This is a genomic window from Escherichia sp. MOD1-EC5990 (assembly GCF_002965285.1).
Taxonomy (GTDB): domain Bacteria; phylum Pseudomonadota; class Gammaproteobacteria; order Enterobacterales; family Enterobacteriaceae; genus Escherichia; species Escherichia coli_F.
Map to the genome: position 1 here is coordinate 15,276 of NZ_PTRV01000026.1, position 16,887 is coordinate 32,162.

Annotated in this window: 17 protein-coding genes and 2 pseudogenes; 6 read left to right on the plus strand and 13 right to left on the minus strand. The window is 47.3% G+C overall.

Annotated features, from left to right (window positions below; translation table 11 throughout):
- Window positions 1-3: 3 nt before the first annotated feature.
- A complete protein-coding gene (gene dsrB / locus BEB42_RS22070; protein ID WP_000867217.1) occupies window positions 4-192 on the minus strand; it encodes a protein DsrB in 189 nt (62 codons plus the stop codon).
- A 161-nt stretch (window positions 193-353) separates the two neighbouring features.
- Here dsrB and yodD point away from each other — a divergent pair, with 161 nt between their 5' ends.
- The gene (gene yodD / locus BEB42_RS22080; RefSeq protein WP_001353131.1) at window positions 354-581 is read left to right on the plus strand and encodes a peroxide/acid resistance protein YodD; all 228 of its coding nucleotides are present in this window, start codon (window positions 354-356) and stop codon (window positions 579-581) included.
- A gap of 297 nt (window positions 582-878) precedes the next feature.
- The gene (locus BEB42_RS22085; protein WP_000949115.1) at window positions 879-1,694 is read left to right on the plus strand and encodes a mannosyl-3-phosphoglycerate phosphatase-related protein; all 816 of its coding nucleotides are present in this window, start codon (window positions 879-881) and stop codon (window positions 1,692-1,694) included.
- Here BEB42_RS22085 and dgcQ read toward each other — a convergent pair.
- The 3 genes from dgcQ to BEB42_RS22105 form a co-directional block, all read right to left on the minus strand.
- Window positions 1,691-3,385: a cellulose biosynthesis regulator diguanylate cyclase DgcQ gene (dgcQ, locus tag BEB42_RS22090; RefSeq protein WP_105267559.1), complete on the minus strand. Its 1,695-nt coding sequence runs from the start codon at window positions 3,383-3,385 to the stop codon at window positions 1,691-1,693. The genes BEB42_RS22085 and dgcQ overlap by 4 nt on opposite strands.
- A gap of 170 nt (window positions 3,386-3,555) precedes the next feature.
- Window positions 3,556-3,738, minus strand: coding sequence for a YodC family protein (locus tag BEB42_RS22100; protein ID WP_000009244.1), 183 nt, complete (start codon window positions 3,736-3,738; stop codon window positions 3,556-3,558).
- A gap of 78 nt (window positions 3,739-3,816) precedes the next feature.
- Window positions 3,817-4,734 (minus strand): DUF808 domain-containing protein, encoded by a 918-nt coding sequence (locus BEB42_RS22105; protein WP_000922683.1) that lies wholly within the window; start codon window positions 4,732-4,734, stop codon window positions 3,817-3,819.
- 172 nt (window positions 4,735-4,906) lie between these two features.
- Between BEB42_RS22105 and yedA the strand changes: the two genes are divergently transcribed.
- A complete protein-coding gene (gene yedA / locus BEB42_RS22110) occupies window positions 4,907-5,827 on the plus strand; it encodes a drug/metabolite exporter YedA (protein ID WP_001212268.1) in 921 nt (306 codons plus the stop codon).
- Here yedA and vsr read toward each other — a convergent pair.
- From vsr to drpB, 4 genes are all read right to left on the minus strand, one after another.
- A complete protein-coding gene (gene vsr / locus BEB42_RS22115; RefSeq protein WP_105267560.1) occupies window positions 5,816-6,286 on the minus strand; it encodes a VSPR family DNA mismatch endonuclease in 471 nt (156 codons plus the stop codon). The genes yedA and vsr overlap by 12 nt on opposite strands.
- Window positions 6,267-7,685: a DNA-cytosine methyltransferase gene (gene dcm / locus BEB42_RS22120; RefSeq protein ID WP_001157284.1), complete on the minus strand. Its 1,419-nt coding sequence runs from the start codon at window positions 7,683-7,685 to the stop codon at window positions 6,267-6,269. The genes vsr and dcm overlap by 20 nt, the downstream gene beginning before the upstream one ends.
- Window positions 7,686-7,751: 66 nt before the next feature.
- Entirely contained in the window at window positions 7,752-8,447 is a 696-nt protein-coding gene (locus BEB42_RS22125) for a phosphohydrolase (RefSeq protein WP_000365550.1), read from the minus strand.
- A 39-nt stretch (window positions 8,448-8,486) separates the two neighbouring features.
- Window positions 8,487-8,768, minus strand: a complete 282-nt coding sequence (gene drpB, locus BEB42_RS22130) for a cell division protein DrpB (protein ID WP_243040254.1) — start codon at window positions 8,766-8,768, stop codon at window positions 8,487-8,489.
- 649 nt (window positions 8,769-9,417) lie between these two features.
- On the opposite strand from drpB, the gene ompC reads away from it, so the two are divergent.
- The gene (ompC, locus tag BEB42_RS22135; RefSeq protein WP_000824399.1) at window positions 9,418-10,611 is read left to right on the plus strand and encodes a porin OmpC; all 1,194 of its coding nucleotides are present in this window, start codon (window positions 9,418-9,420) and stop codon (window positions 10,609-10,611) included.
- Between the two features lie 54 nt (window positions 10,612-10,665).
- Here the strand turns inward: ompC and BEB42_RS22140 are convergent.
- Window positions 10,666-11,508 (minus strand): annotated as a pseudogene (locus BEB42_RS22140) (IS5 family transposase).
- Window positions 11,509-11,521: 13 nt separating this feature from the next.
- Here BEB42_RS22140 and BEB42_RS26415 point away from each other — a divergent pair.
- On the plus strand, window positions 11,522-11,833 hold the full coding sequence (locus BEB42_RS26415; RefSeq protein ID WP_157945120.1) for a hypothetical protein: 312 nt from the start codon (window positions 11,522-11,524) through the stop codon (window positions 11,831-11,833).
- 603 nt (window positions 11,834-12,436) lie between these two features.
- Here the strand turns inward: BEB42_RS26415 and BEB42_RS26845 are convergent.
- From BEB42_RS26845 to BEB42_RS22155, 4 genes and pseudogenes are all read right to left on the minus strand, one after another.
- A complete protein-coding gene (locus BEB42_RS26845) occupies window positions 12,437-12,823 on the minus strand; it encodes a hypothetical protein (RefSeq protein WP_000633686.1) in 387 nt (128 codons plus the stop codon).
- Window positions 12,824-12,981: 158 nt separating this feature from the next.
- Entirely contained in the window at window positions 12,982-14,358 is a 1,377-nt protein-coding gene (locus tag BEB42_RS22150; RefSeq protein ID WP_000255418.1) for a hypothetical protein, read from the minus strand.
- A 286-nt stretch (window positions 14,359-14,644) separates the two neighbouring features.
- On the minus strand, window positions 14,645-14,947 hold the full coding sequence (locus BEB42_RS26510; protein WP_000528690.1) for a hypothetical protein: 303 nt from the start codon (window positions 14,945-14,947) through the stop codon (window positions 14,645-14,647).
- 77 nt (window positions 14,948-15,024) lie between these two features.
- Window positions 15,025-15,457: pseudogene (locus tag BEB42_RS22155) on the minus strand (transposase); the annotation flags it as partial.
- Between the two features lie 567 nt (window positions 15,458-16,024).
- Between BEB42_RS22155 and hchA the strand changes: the two are divergent.
- A complete protein-coding gene (gene hchA, locus BEB42_RS22165; protein WP_000218041.1) occupies window positions 16,025-16,876 on the plus strand; it encodes a glyoxalase III HchA in 852 nt (283 codons plus the stop codon).
- Window positions 16,877-16,887: the final 11 nt, after the last annotated feature.

Below are 16,887 nucleotides of genomic sequence, written 5' to 3' on the forward strand. Positions count from 1 at the left end.
AGATTACTCTGCTTTCTCCACAAAGATACCGTCCTGATGCCCTGCTTCATTAAAGAACCAGATGCCGAGCGGGTAGTCTTCCAGCGAAACCAGGTACATTGTGCCTTCACTAAACTCCTCAACTGCCAGTACCACGCCAGGACGACGCGGACCGCCATCCGTTTTGACTGTTACCCGATCATTCACCTTCATCATTTTCCTCCTGTGGCTTTGTGCCAGTGTAGAACATTTTCGTTTTTCTGGCAGCGCCGGGCGCGCGCGAGTGCTGATTTTCTCGACGGTCTATACTTAAGAGATGCCAGCGGACTTAACGACTGGCGGCAACAACAGAGTAACGGTTGCGAGGAAAGATGATGAAAACCGCAAAAGAGTACAGCGATACCGCAAAACGTGAGGTCAGTGTCGATGTCGATGCCCTGCTGGCGGCGATCAATGAAATTAGCGAAAGCGAAGTTCATCGCAGCCAGCACGATCCTGAACACGTTAGTGTCGATGGACGTGAATATCATACATGGCGTGAATTGGCGGATGCCTTCGAACTGGATATTCATGACTTCAGCGTCTCTGAAGTGAATCGTTGAATGCACAATAAAAAAATCCCGACCCTGAGGGGGTCGGGATTAAACTTGCTTAAGCAAGAAGCACTTAAAAAATTCGTTACACCAGGAAATCTGATGTGTTCATCACCTTATCCGCAATTTTTTTCGCTGACAAGAAAATATTCGTGATATGAATGATTAACGCTACTTATGAATAGAAATGTGACGCGCGTCACCCCTTGGTGGCTCTGGCGTCAACGGGATCGCTCACGAAAAAATTATCTTTGATAATTTGTGCTGTTTTGAGAATCATCCTGGTAAGGGGAGTACTGCGCAACCATGCTTTCAATTCAACAACCACTACTGGTTTTTAGCGATCTTGATGGCACCCTGCTGGACAGTCATAGTTATGACTGGCAACCAGCTGCCCCCTGGCTCAGCCGTTTACGCGAAGCGAATGTTCCCGTCATTCTCTGTAGCAGTAAGACATCAGCGGAAATGCTGTACTTGCAAAAAACGTTGGGGCTACAAGGTTTACCGCTGATTGCCGAAAATGGCGCAGTGATCCAGCTTGCTGAGCAATGGCAGGATATAGACGGTTTTCCACGCATCATCTCAGGTATTAGCCATGGCGAAATCAGCCAGGTTTTAAATACGCTACGCGAGAAAGAACATTTTAAATTCACAACTTTTGATGACGTCGACGATGAAACCATCGCCGAATGGACGGGATTAAGCCGTAGCCAGGCGGCACTGACGCAGTTACATGAGGCATCTGTAACGCTTATCTGGCGCGACAGTGACGAGCGGATGGCGCAATTTACCGCCCGTCTGAACGAGCTGGGCTTGCAGTTTATGCAGGGGGCGCGCTTCTGGCACGTACTGGATGCCTCTGCCGGAAAAGATCAGGCCGCAAACTGGATCATCGCGACCTATCAACAATCGTTAGGCAAACGACCAACCACGCTTGGTCTGGGCGATGGGCCAAACGATGCGCCCTTACTGGAGGTAATGGATTACGCGGTGATTGTGAAAGGGCTAAATCGTCAAGGGGTGCATCTGCATCATGAGGATCCGGCCCGCGTCTGGCGAACGCAGCGAGAAGGACCGGAAGGCTGGCGTGAAGGCCTGGACCATTTTCTCTCTGCCCGTTAAGCGTTGTCGCTCGCGAACACCCGATTGCGCCCTGCCTGTTTAGCGAGATAAAGCCGACGGTCAGCCAGTGACTGGAGTTGTTCAAAATCATAATCACCTGTTTCCTCGCTGCTGCTTACCCCCAGCGAGGCACTGATGCGTATCGTCGAACTCTTGGCGATCAACATCTCTTTTTCATTTAGCTTCAGGCGAATACGTTCTGCAACCTCAGCAGCCTGCGTCAGGCTCGCGCCTGGCAGAATCACACAAAATTCCTCGCCACCGACCCGCCCGGCAACATCCAGAGCACGCAAGGAACTGCTAATTAACCCGGCAGCATGAGAAAGCACGCGGTCGCCCGCCTGATGACCAAAGCGGTCATTAATCGCTTTAAAATGGTCAAGGTCGACCTGAATGACAGAAAAAGGATGTTGGTGTGTCTGACACAATTTAGCGAGCTGACGGGCTTTTTCGAACAGGGCGCCACGGTTATATAAATGGGTTAAGGTGTCGTGCCACGCCTGCCACTGCAACGAGCTTTGCAGAACATACATGTTGCTGACCATCCGGCGAATCACATACCGGGAGATGAGTAACATGGAGGTAAAGAGCGCCCACAGCAGGGTTAATGCAATGCTGATGCTGCCGAAATCGCCGCGCACCCCTTCGCTTAGCGTATGCACGCGCACCAGGACACCGTCAAAGTGATCCAGCCGTTCCCAGCTAACATAGCGACTGTTCATACGAATGCCGCCCCGCGTGTCATGTTCCATTGCCTGCGCCAGTAAGGCGAGTTCACGAGGATCAAAAATATTCCCTGTTGAATGGTCAGGATTGGAAGAGGTCAATAATCTCAGCTTACTGTCATAGAGCTGATACTCACCGTCGAGGTTTTTATCGATGGCGTTTTGTAGAAATTGTTGCATGGTACGTACAGGAATATTCATCCCCAGCACGCCATACCAGTAGTTATTACTGTCTACCGGAACACTGACGGTAACCTGAGGTTCAGTATTGCTGGCGTGTTCTGACTGCGAGGTGAACCAACGTACCGCGCGTTGACGATTTTCTCGTTGAGAATGACCGATAAACCAGGGTTGGGTGACATAGCCGTAATAACGCGTTGGTACATTGCGCGTAAACAAGGTCGGCTGCGTCGAAACGTAAAATCCGGCACGCGAGACATACATAGCTTGTTCGACCATCGACGAGGAATTGTGCGCCAGTCGTAGCAAGTAACCAACCTCCAACGCAGCAGTAACTTCATTGTCGAGGCTTTCATTTTCGCGAGACAGGAGATTTCCCTCGCTGACTAATGCATCCGAAACGCCATTGACTGGCAGGGTGCGTCGTCGGTTGAGTTCGATTTGCCAGGCGTGATCGTCGCGATGCTGTTCGAACTCCGTTACGGCATTACGCAAAGAGGTAAAATCCAGTGGCGCTAAGAGAGCTTCGCGCATGCCATTACGCAAAAAGATCAGTTTGTCGACGTTATACTGCAGATGCTTATCGAGCGCGTTAGCTACGTTTTCCAGATGATTACGCTGGCTGGAGATATAGGCATCTTCCAGAACCACCACTTCACGCCAGGTGAGCAAGGTGGAAAAAAGCAGCACTACGATAAAGCAGAGATTAACGACATGACCAGGCCCCAGGCGGCGCGCAAGTTTTTTCAACCAGCTCTGGTTTTCCATTTTTGTCTCGTGCTGCACCCTGACGACTCCCAACCTGCTTTTTTATGATTCTGGCATAACCTGGCGATAGCGTACCGCAAAACAGTCATAATTTTATAATGGTGACATAACAAGACGCGACAATCATTCATTGCAGGCATTGGCATATCAGGCCGGATGTGATCCGGCCTGATGTTAATGATACTCTTTCAAACTTCTTCCGCAGGACGACTCCCCTCCCCCGGAACAAGCTCGGTTTCATGAAAAGCTTCCCGCTTGACCCCATAACCGTCATACCAACGACACTCAACCATACCGCTGGAATAGCCGGTGACAATCATCCGCGGGCCGCCCTCTTTAACCGTAACTTCCTCACTAATCATAAAGCTCATACTCGCCTCCTTTTTTCGAGTGAAACTTGTTCACCTTAGTTGAAGATGGCGAATTTTGCATAATAGCCAGTGCGAGTATTAATGTGCCTGACCGCGCATTTTCGCTACCGCTTTCACTCCCAGCACCACAATGCCGCCGATGATAAAACCAAGTATCAGATTTAAAACAGTCGGTAATATCATCGCCACCACTGCACTTTGCTGCCCGGCGAAATGTTCAATGGCGTGATGCAGCGGCGCAATACCATGAACCACAATCCCGCCACCGACGAGGAACATCGCCAACGTGCCGACAATCGATAACGCTTTCATCAGCCAGGGCGCGATAATCAATAACCCTTTACCCAATGCCTGCATCAGCGCGCTGGATTTTTCCGCCAGCCAATACCCCAGGTCATCAATCTTAACAATAACCCCTACCAGCCCATAGACGCCCACGGTCACTACCAGTGCGATGCCTGAAAGCACCAGCACCTGATTAAGCAACGGCGCTTCTGCCACAATCCCCAGCGTGATGGCGACGATTTCCGCAGACAAAATAAAATCGGTACGAATCGCCCCTTTTATTTTGTCCTTTTCAAACTTCAGCGGATCCTGCGCCGCCAGCTTCTCCAGACGCTGCTGACTCTGCGCCGGATCTTCTTTGTGTTTACGCGCCTCCAGCATATGCAGCACTTTCTCTACCCCTTCAAAGCAGAGAAACGCGCCGCCAATCATCAACAAAGGCGTAATCGCCCACGGGATAAATGCACTGATGATCAGCGCCAGCGGCACCAGAATCACTTTATTGATCAGCGATCCTTTCGCCACTCCCCAGACCACGGGAAGTTCCCGGTTGGCACGCACACCTGAAACTTGTTGTGCATTGAGCGATAAATCATCCCCTAGTACACCGGCGGTTTTCTTCGCCGCCAGTTTGCCCATCACGGAGATATCGTCCAGCAGTGTGGCGATATCATCGAGCAACGTCAGTAAACTACTCCCGGCCAAAAGCATTCCCTCTCATTTTTATTGTTGAAGGGAGTAAGTATGAAGCAAAAACGGCAGCTCTGATACTTGCTTCATAGGTCAACATTTTTTTAACAATCAAGTGCAATTATATCTCTCGCCAGCAGAATGATTTTCACGTTTACTATGAACCACCTTTTTATTTCCACCGTGAGGGATTATGCGTTTCCGCCAGTTGTTACCGCTTTTTGGCGCGCTGTTTGCGTTGTATATCATTTGGGGCTCAACCTATTTTGTCATTCGGATTGGCGTGGAAAGCTGGCCTCCGTTAATGATGGCGGGCGTTCGATTCCTGACAGCCGGTATTTTATTGCTGGCATTTTTGCTACTGCGCGGACACAAACTCCCCCCGCTACGTCCGCTGCTCAATGCCGCGCTGATTGGCCTGTTATTGCTGGCTGTCGGTAATGGCATGGTAACGGTTGCCGAACATCAAAATGTTCCTTCCGGCATCGCCGCCGTAGTGGTTGCAACCGTGCCCCTCTTTACCCTGTGCTTCAGCCGCCTGTTTGGCATTAAAACGCGCAAACTGGAATGGATGGGTATCGCCATTGGGCTTGCCGGAATCATCATGCTCAATAGCGGTGGAAATTTAAGCGGCAATCCGTGGGGTGCGATTCTGATTTTAATCGGCTCGATTAGCTGGGCGTTTGGCTCGGTTTATGGCTCGCGCATTACCTTACCTGTAGGGATGATGGCGGGTGCGATTGAGATGCTGGCGGCTGGCGTGGTGTTAATGATTGCGTCGATGATTGCGGGTGAAAAACTCACGACGATCCCTTCCCTTTCAGGCTTCCTTGCGGTCGGCTATCTGGCGCTGTTTGGTTCGATTATCGCCATTAACGCTTATATGTATTTAATCCGCAACGTCAGTCCGGCTCTCGCCACCAGCTACGCCTACGTTAACCCGGTGGTCGCGGTCTTGCTGGGTACGGGACTGGGCGGAGAGACGCTGTCGAAGATTGAATGGCTGGCGCTCGGCGTGATTGTCTTCGCGGTGGTACTGGTCACGTTGGGAAAATATCTCTTCCCGGCAAAACCCGTAGTTGCGCCAGTTATTCAGGACTCATCAAGCGAGTAAATGAATCCCCTGCGTGTCGATCTGCGCGCTGGCACCTTCGCCGCAGATCCACTCTTCCAGACGCTCGGTAAGTGCCGCATCCGTCAATTTTTCGCGCCCGCGTAACGCGCACTCCCAGACAATCAATACACGCCAGCCGAGCGCCTGCAAGCGGTTAATGTCGCGGCGATCGCGCTCAACATTTTTACCTATCTTCTCCAGCCAGAACTCGGTTCGAGTCGCAGGCACTTTAAACAGATAGCAGTGATGATGGTGCCAGAAGCAGCCGTGGGTAAATATCACGCAGCGATATTCATCAAGAACAAAATCCGGGCGTCCGGGCAAACTGGCGTCCTGAACGCGAAACGCCAGTCCCTGCCCGGTTAACAAACTGGCGAGGCGCTTCTCAATCGCCGTATCGCGCGTGGCAATTGCGCGCATATTTTTGCTGCGTGTAGCCTTATCGTGAACGTCGGCCATGTTTTGCTTCTTGCTGACGCAACGCCACTGCCTGTTTGATTTTTGGCTCAAGCAGTTTTGCCACCGCGGCAAAGACCGGCACGACCACCGAGTTACCGAACTGGCGATAGGCCTGAGTGTCCGAAACCGGAATGCGAAATTTCGCTTCTCCTGGTGCTTCAAAGCCCATTAAGCGCGCACATTCACGAGGCGTTAACCGACGTGGGCGGTGTTGCTGGTTCTGCGGATCGTCAAAGTCTTTCTCACCCGTGGCTATATCCCAGCCGCGATCAATTAAAATTTCCGCGCCATCTTTGTAATAACGAGCAGAAAGCGTACGCGTGACGCTTTGCGGATTGTTCGGATAAACCATTCCATAACCGAAGCCGTTACCGCGCGCCTGATGTTTTTTCGCATAACGATAGAGGTACTTCCACAGCACCGGCGTCAGGATATATTTCGCCTCAACCATCGGGTCCAGCAACTGCGCCAGTGTCACTCGCTGTGCAGGGAAACATTCGCTGATCTCACGCAGGGTAAAATCGGCTTTCAGATTCAGGTCGCGACGAAAACCCACCAGCACGATGCGTTCACGGTGCTGCGGAAGGAAATGTTTACCGTCAATGATTTTCGGATCGTCCGGGCCATTATCTTCTGCATCTGCCACGTCATAGCCCAGTTCATCCAACGTCTGCATGATGATACGGAACGTTTTCCCCTGGTCGTGGCTTTTCAGGTTTTTGACGTTTTCGAGCACAAAAATCGCCGGGCGACGCGCGTCGATAATACGCACCACATCGAAGAACAGCGTGCCCTGGGTATCACAGGCAAAACCGTGCGCTCGTCCGAGTGAGTTCTTTTTCGATACGCCAGCCAGAGAAAACGGCTGACAAGGAAAACCGGCCAGTAAAACATCGTGCTCAGGAATATGTTGACGGATATGTTCCGCCGCCGCGTCATCACCTATACCCTCTTTGTGGCTGAGAGTGATGTCGCGAATATCTTCATTAAAGTGATGCACCGCCGGGTCGCAATAATAGTTGGCTTTATAAGTGCGTACCGCATGTTTGTTCCATTCGCTGGTAAACACGCACTGCCCACCAATCGATTCAAAACCGCGACGAATACCACCAATCCCGGCAAATAGATCGATAAAGCGAAATGCATAATGCGGATGATGTACCGGTGGAATGGGTAACAACGTTTGCAGATGGGCGAACTCTTTCTCACTTAAACGGTGCCATGCTGAGTCATTCGCCAGCGCACGTTTTAAAATTGCCGCGCTCCAGTGATTCTCACCCACACCATTAAGCTGCGCCACCAGCGTTTTGACATCATAAATTTGCAGCAGTTGCTCCAGCATTGCCTGTGCGGCATTCCCGGTGCTGTATGAATCGGTTACTGATATATTTTCCTGCATAGATTTAACCGGCCATCTGAGATGGTCGACAGGTTAACATAATTACCATCATTTAGGGCCACGCGCTCAGCCAACCGGTGAAAACGTATCAATCACTTTGTGATCGATACCTTCATTCTCTCCCGCCAGCTCGGCACTGAGCTTCGCCATAAACTCGACTAAAAATTGCGCGTTGTACTGCGCCAGTTGTTTGCCTTTTATGGTTTGCATGGTGTGCGGTAGCTTCAGCAACTTAGTCTGAAAATGATCCAGCGCGTAACGTTTATCATCAAGTGGGCGATGCTGCGCGAACGGATCTTCGCCATCAAACAATGCCACGCCCAACGCCCCCGAAACGGCAAACACACGCGCCAGGCCAATCGCCCCCAGAGCTTCCAGCCGATCCGCATCCTGTACGATTTTAGCTTCCACCGTTAAAGGGGCAATTTGCGCGCTAAAACTGTGTGCGGCAATGGCATGGCAAACAGCCTCAATTTTCTCCTCTGGAAATTGCGCGAATTCTTCACGCAGCAGGCGACGCGTCTCTTCTGCTGCCAGTATTGAAGAACGCTGCCGTTGCGGATGATTTTTCGCCAGGCTCACGATATCGTGAAAATAACAGGCGGTTAAAATCACCAGCATATCAACGTCGTCATCTGCCGCTAGTTTCTGTGCCGTAGCCCAGACGCGGCGAAAATGACACAGGTCATGTGCCGCGTCCTGATGTTGATGATGGTTTTTCAACCAGTTTTCGAACTGTGCCTGCCAGTGTTGTAAATCCATACGCGCTCCGTTGCCAAAGAGTCGCAACCTTAGCAGTTTTTATTCATAGCGTCTGCTACGTGCGGGACGAGGTCGGGTGTACCAGGCAATGCCGCCTAGCAAGGCACCAACCAGGGCCATAAACAGAAATCCGACCAATGCTCCTAACCACTTCCCCGCAGTAGATCCTAAATCACTTTCAAATCCCGACACGGGGGCATCGGGGATCCGGCTCATCACCCAGATGTATCGCGCCATTGCCCAGACGAAATAGCCACACCATGTATAGAAAGCCCACAAAGCCAATTTGCCGCCAGGGCTGCGAGAGAGTCTCTCTTCCATCTTTGTCGAACCGTATTCCATTTTGAGATAACCCGGAAAATTCAAACTTAGTACTATTATGTGATAAAAGTCACATTTTTCCACATTGGATGAGTCAGTCAAGACTCAATCATTTTTTGAGCAAATAGATAGTTTTTGCGCAACGGCAATAATTACCGGAAAAACAGCAATAAAGATTTATTTTTATCTTGGATAATGGTTTTATTAATTCACCCAAAAAATACATTAGCACTGAATACAATTATACCTTTTTAGATTTCTGTGTCATGATAACCCCGTTATTAGCCTTTTATCGTCTTGTTTATATTTTTTGGGCCGGCATGATGCCGGCTTTTTTTATGCCTTCATTAATGTGCGCGCGATCACATAGGCCGTCTGGCGCAAAAATCATTGACACTTCCTATCTTTTCAATCAACTCATAACATATTGATATATATTCATAATTTTCATGAATGTATATATCTAGAATTCATAATTCTGAATTATATTAAATAGATTGGAAACATTTTGAAATCTTTTAAATACATTTGTTACATGTAATCCTTAAAATAAAATGAACTTCATAGAATAGTATCCAAATGTGCTTTTTTTTGGATAACGGCACTTATTGATATATTCATGAAGATTATAATCACAAGGGAATACATAATGAAAAGAAAAGTTCTGGCAATGCTGGTCCCGGCGTTATTAGTTGCTGGCGCAGCAAATGCGGCTGAAGTCTATAATAAAGATGGTAATAAACTGGATTTCTACGGAAAAGTAGCAGGTCTGCACTACTTCTCTGACAACTCGGGCGCTGATGGCGATATGTCATATGCTCGTATCGGTTTCAAAGGTGAAACTCAGATCGCTGATCAATTCACTGGTTACGGTCAGTGGGAATACAACCTGCAGGCAAATGGCACAGAAGGCGATGGCGATAACTCTGCTACCCGTCTGGCATTCGCAGGTTTAGGTTTTGGTCAGAATGGTACTTTCGACTATGGTCGTAACTACGGTGTCGTATATGATATCGAAGCATGGACCGATATGCTGCCAGAATTTGGTGGTGATACCTATGCTGGTGCCGACAATTTCATGAACGGTCGTACCAACGGCGTTGCAACCTACCGTAACAATGGCTTCTTTGGTCAGGTTGATGGTCTGAACTTTGCTCTGCAATATCAGGGTAATAATGAAAGTGGTGGCCCCTTCGGGCAGGAAGGTTCCGGTAGTGGTGATGGCCGTAGCCTTTCCAAAGAAAATGGTGATGGTTTCGGTATGTCTACATCCTACGACTTCGACTTCGGTTTAAGTCTGGGTGCTGCATATTCAAACTCTGATCGCTCAGATCGCCAGGTTGGAGTTGGTTTAAATGATCGTAACCATAGCAACAGAAATGCTGGTGGTGAAACCGCTGAAGCATGGACTGTTGGTGCAAAATATGATGCTAATAATGTGTATTTAGCAGCTATGTACGCTGAAACTCGCAATATGACCCCATATGGTGGTGGCGAGTTTGATAATGGTGAATCAAGATCAGCCATCGCTAACAAAACCCAAAACTTTGAAGTTGTTGCTCAGTATCAGTTCGACTTCGGCCTGCGCCCGTCCATCGCTTACCTGCAATCTAAAGGTAAGGATTTAGGCGGCTGGGCTCATGACGGCAACGGCGACCCGCGTTACACTAACAAAGATCTGGTTAAATACGTTGAAGTCGGTGCGACCTACTACTTCAACAAAAATATGTCCACCTATGTTGATTACAAAATTAACCTGCTGGACAACGATGATGACTTCTACGAAGCAAACGGCATCGCTACCGATGATATCGTTGCTGTGGGCTTAGTCTACCAGTTCTAATCAGCCAACACGCCTCGGCGTGTTACTGTAAAACATAACACTAGGCTGTGTCCCTTAATTACGCAACCGTTGATAAAAGAGTCGGATGCAGCCCAGTTTCACCATCGCCAGATAATTTCTCGCCGTTTTGTCGTAACGCGTAGCGATGCGGCGGTATTCTTTCAGGCGACCAAAGCACCGTTCAACGACGTTGCGATTGCGATACGCATCGCGATCAAGTCGTGCTCGTCCATCCGATGCCATTTTTTCATTTGATTTTCGGGGGATGACTGCCTTTATGCCTTTATTTTTCAGCTCGTTGCGCAATGTGTGTCCCGAGTACGCTTTGTCGGCCAGCACAACATGACCACGGCGTTTCATGCAACCGTTCTGACGATGAACGCCAATGCCGTCCAGAAGTCGTTGCGCGAACTGGCTTCATGAGACTGCCCGGGGCTTAGCACGATATTTAACGGGAGCCCGCTTCCGTCTGTTGCCAGATGGATTTTGGTGCCCAAACCGCCTCGAGAGCGACCCAGCCCATTATCTCCGTCGATATCGGAATTTTTTTTGAGCTCCGGCGGCGCATTTTAGTGCCCGGATATTACTGCCATCCAGCGCTGTGGCAGACCAGTCAACAAAGCCGTTCGCATCAAGTAGTGAAAGCAATCTGTTGAAAATGATGTTAATCACGCCTGACTTTGACTACCTGTTAAAGCGGTTATAAACGGTTTTCCATGGCCCATATCGTTCGGGTAAATCGCGCCATGGTGCGCCGGAACACAATACCCAGAACATGCCGTTGATGATTTTACGATGCTCTGCACATGGGCGCCCGGCCCGTCGTGTGGCAGGTTCAGGGGGCAACAAGGGCTTGATGATGGCCCATGCTTCATCGGGGAGGTCGTAGCGAGCTATGGTTCAATATGTTGTGGAAACAGACCGTTACTATAGCTCAAACTATTACGGGACACAGCCTAATAAAATCATGGCTCCTCACAAAGAAAACATCATTGAAAGAGCTCAGCAGTTTAAAAGAGTTTTAGTTTTACAGGATACAATTGAACTTAATTATTCTGGTCTGAATGAAAAACAGGGAGTTGGTCCTAAAAAATATAAAGATGAAAGAAACTTATTTCTTCATCCTCAACTCGTCATCAGTGAGTCAGGTGTTTGCCTTGGTGTTTATGATGACTATCAGTGGTTCAGGGATGAATTAAAGACCAGTAAAAATACCCGATAAGAAATCTGCAATGATTTACTTCATAAAAACATGTCAGTGAAAAAGAAACCTGGCGTTGGGTTGAAGGATATAATAAAGCAACAGAACTGGCCCGCCAATGCCCTGCTACCCATGTATTGTCAATTTCTGAGCGCGAAGGCGATTTTTATGATCTGTTTGAACACGCAGAACAGACTCCCGGAATAAAAGCTGACTGGCTTGTCAGAATGAAATTTAATAACAGAGCCACGCTGAATATCCATGGAAAACGGGATCATAGGTTGTTGCACGAAAGAATCATGGAGATTACACCGCAGCAACTGGTTGAATTCGCTATACCAGATGGGCGGGGGCAGCTAGTCAGAACAGTGACACAGGAATTGCGCCTGGCCAGACTGACACTGCATCCCCCCACCGGACGTAGAGGAAAGCTTCGTTGTGTTCCGGTAACCGTAACAGTTTTGCTTGCAAAAGAAAGAAACCCACCGAAAGGGACCCAACCTCTTATCTGGTAGTTAATGAGTAGTATTCCTGTTGAAGATTTAACGGAACCAGCACAACTTATTCAGTGGTATTTACAACGCTGGCAAATTGAAGTTTTTTTTAAGTATTAAAAAGTGGATGTCAGGTTGAGACATTATAGCTTGAAACGTTTGAAAGAACCCAGAACAGTCTCGCGCTATATTTAATAATAGCCTGGCGAATCATGTATATAATCTCATTGTATAAAACTATGCCAGAAATATCTAGCAAATTTATTTCCCCCGGAGATGAGTGGAAATACCTCTGGCTTCTTGTTGAAAATACAGCACCTCCGAAAAATCCTCCTGATATAAAAACAGCAACAGTAATGTTGGCGAGACCTGGAGGATATCTGGCAAGAAAAAATGATTCGCCACCAGGCCCAAAAGCAATATGGTCAGGATTAACACGATTAATGTTGTCAATTAATGACATAGAAATATCCCAGAAAACTTGTGGGTAAGGGTATGTAAGGGCAACGGTGATCATGATTGGATCCTGGCGGATAAAAACGCGCATACCTTAACGATAAGCGCGATGTTGTTCAAGTAGATATGGGGTATGTATTGGCCTAATGATGTTGGGTTTATCGTCAAAACGCTTACCTAAGAGGTAAGCGTTTTGCGCGTATTACTGAAAAAAGCGAATTATTTGTAAGTTGCAATCGTAATATTGCCAGAGAAATTTCTCTTTATATTGCGGATATCATTATCCCTTGACCGATTATCATCTTCAGCGTTGTTATGGATGATACTTTCGCCTTTAGTGGTATAGATATAATTAGCAATATCAAAGTTGTTATTCTCGCTATTTACGACTGCTCTTAAAACGTAAAGGGTTTGTGTGAATCCGTTTGCTGAGAAATCGGCATGAAGATGGTTATGTCTACCATTCAAAGCAACAAAACTCGGACAATCAATTAATTTATCGCTAACAGCTAGAGCGGCGCTACGCACATCATGTGCAGCGTTATCATTAGCAACATGAAATGCTTGTGAACAAGCATAAAACAAATTTCCAATCCCGGTAGGACTGGATAAACAAGAAATAATTTCTTCTCTTTTTTCTGGCGTTATACGATCCTGCTCTAAAGACTCTCTCACCAGATGACATTCATCAGATTTGAAAATAAATTTCTTGAATATTTCCTCATAAACATCATGAGAAAGAGATCCAGAGCGAGTGAAAGATTCGTTGGCATGAAATTTTTCGCTAAGTAAGTCTCTTATAGTGCTGTTTATTTTTTCACCACAACATAAAACAAATGAACTTCCCTCCAGAACTTGTCTTTCTGCATCTGCAAAGAGTGAGCTAAATTCCGCCTCTCCAAGCGTAAGGTTTTCCATACCTGATTGATGTAAATACTGTTCTGGAATTAAATCTTTTTGTTCCTTTAGAAGCTCGATCATTCGGCATTCGATTTGCTTATCAGTACAGGAGGACATGTTATAGTTATTTTTAGCAACTTCCAGCTTAAGAGCATTTGCAGCAACTGTTAATTCTGAGAGTTGATGTTTTTCAAATTGATCGTGATCTGATAATAACCTTATAAACTCTTTTACATTTCGACCACTAAAATCCTTTTCCCTACTCTTTTGATCAAAACATGTTTTTTTGTTATTGAGCTCACGATACATATCAGTGACTTTAAATTTATTACTTCCGGTCTGCTCAATTTTTGTATAACTATCCATGCCTGTAACGGCAATCCATGTCTTATAATTCTCATTCTCCGATTCAGGCGTAACATGAAAATAAGGAACCAATTTATCACTAATATCATGCCGATAGATATGAAAAGAATCTAAAATGTATAATAATAAACTGCGAAAAACTTCACGAAAACTGTCATCGTGAGACCTTGCCCTATAATTATCGAGCAGGCCACTTTGTTCCATCGCATTTAACTTAGAAATATTACTCTCGAGGCTTTTTTCGATACTCTCCCTTAGATTCTGATTTTGTAACTGGCTATTATCATTCTCTGTTTTATTTGGATATATATTACTCGTCACACTAACCATAGTAACCTCGCTATTCCTCACGATGAACTATTAATTTATACACAACAATCCGAATTTAACACCATCGCTGAATATCTTAGCCCTAACTGTCAACACCCAAGTTACCAGTGCAGCGACTTAAATTAACGTCCTGGGCTAATAAATTGTGCCTGAGATGATCTCTGGCACAATTACACCTTATATATCTGAACGGAACTATCAAAAATCGCTCATCAGTAATCCCCTGAGCTATTTAGTTGTTTGTTTAATTACCCTTGGCTTCTATGCCGCTGGGTTTAATACCTTGTTACACCCCTGGCACCCACAGGGACGGGCTGTTATACGAAAAACGATCTACTGGGGCATTTTCATATCCATGGCTTGGTGAATCCGGTATTAGTACCAGTCCGTTGTGAGCTGCGTGAATATGCAGCAGTGAATCACTCCCTGTGTCGATATGCAGCGTCGGTACACCCCGGTCGATCTCAAGAATGAGGCCGAAACACGCCGTGCCGGATACATCCACAACTTCACACTGAAGGTTTTGATCTGCTGAAATATTTACCTGATAGGACTGACAGACTTCTTCTGGCTGCTCAACGTTACCCAATTCTCAGTCCTGTAACGTCATGGTCATCGTTCAAGGCTGGTCTGTGAGTATGACATTAGCAGCGCACACACCTGATGGCGGAACTGCAGACGCTTGCTTATCCTTGTACGCCGCTGACACCATGTATACCAGCCGCTGCGGGCCACCCGGAGCACACGGCACATTGCTTTGATGCTGAACTCCGCCTGATGTTTTTCAATAAAGACATACTTCATTTCAGGTGCTTCGCGAAGTATGTCGCGGCCTTTTGGAGGATGGCCAGCTCTTCATCCCGCTCTGCCAGCTGGCGTTTGAGACGTGCAACCCCGGTGGGCATCTCCAGCTCACGTTCAGAAGAAGTCTGCTGATGTTGCTGTTTACTGCGCCAGTTGTTGAGCTGTGATTCATACAGGCTGAGTTCACGGGCTGCGGCAGCACACCGATGCGTTCAGCAAGTTTCAGGGCTTCACTGCGAAATTCAGGCGAATGTTGTTTACGTGCTTTTTTGCTGGTTGATACAGATTTTGTCATGTGAGTCACCTCTGACTGAGAGTTTACTCACTTAGCCGAGTGTCCACTATTACTGGGTAAGATCATTTCATCTCCATCTACGGCACACGCAATTGCCAAACATATCGATACAGCACCTTACCCTGCCCCTCCTGGCACAATAACATCTACCAGCGACTCTTCCAGCCACCCCAAATGCATTTCTTTATGAATTAATCCGCAACAAAACCACCTCCCATATAAAAATATTTGCAAAAATAGTGCATGAAAAAAGCCTTTTCTACAGCAGTTCGGGATATAAATATTCAACAGAATAGCAATATTCCATAGCACTAAATCTCTCATCGTCGTCCCAGATCTCTGATAATGGTCTAAAATCATTGAAGTCACTTGTGACCACATGACTCAAAAAGGAAAATTTGGCGTGAGAAACATTCAACATCAGTGCAGCATCATCATTACATATTTTCCCTCGTCGCCTACCGCTTTCGATATATTGACTCATTTTTCCAGCCTGGTTAAAAATAGCGACCAGCTCAGTCGCAAATATAGTGACTAACCTAACTAAGCAACAACAAGGAATACACTATGACTGTTCAAAAAAGTAAAGATCCGCAGGTCGATACTGCTGAAGATAATGCATTCTTCCCTTCAGAATATTCGCTTAGCCAATATACCAGTCCCGTCTCTGATCTTGATGGCGTGGACTACCCAAAACCGTATCGCGGTAAACACAAAATTCTGGTGATCGCCGCGGACGAACGTTATTTGCCGACCGACAATGGCAAATTGTTCTCAACCGGTAACCATCCGATTGAAACGTTGCTACCGTTGTATCATCTCCATGCGGCAGGTTTCGAATTCGAAGTGGCGACCATTTCCGGCCTGATGACCAAGTTTGAATACTGGGCTATGCCACACAAAGATGAAAAAGTAATGCCGTTCTTTGAGCAGCATAAATCGTTGTTCCGCAATCCGAAGAAACTCGCGGATATTGTCGCCAGCCTCAATGCTGACAGCGAATATGCAGCAATCTTTGTTCCTGGTGGTCATGGCGCACTTATTGGTTTACCAGAAAGCCAGGACGTAGCTGCCGCTTTACAGTGGGCAATCAAAAATGACCGTTTTGTTATCTCCCTTTGCCACGGCCCAGCGGCATTTCTGGCGCTTCGCCACAGCGATAACCCACTGAACGGTTATTCCATTTGCGCATTCCCAGACGCCGCAGACAAACAAACGCCAGATATTGGCTATATGCCGGGTCATCTCACCTGGTACTTCGGCGAAGAGCTGAAGAAAATGGGCATGAACATTATTAATGACGACATCACCGGGCGAGTTCATAAAGACCGTAAACTGCTCACCGGCGACAGTCCTTTCGCTGCGAATGCGTTGGGTAAACTGGCAGCACAGGAAATGCTGGCAGCTTACGTGGGTTAATCCCTGTTACA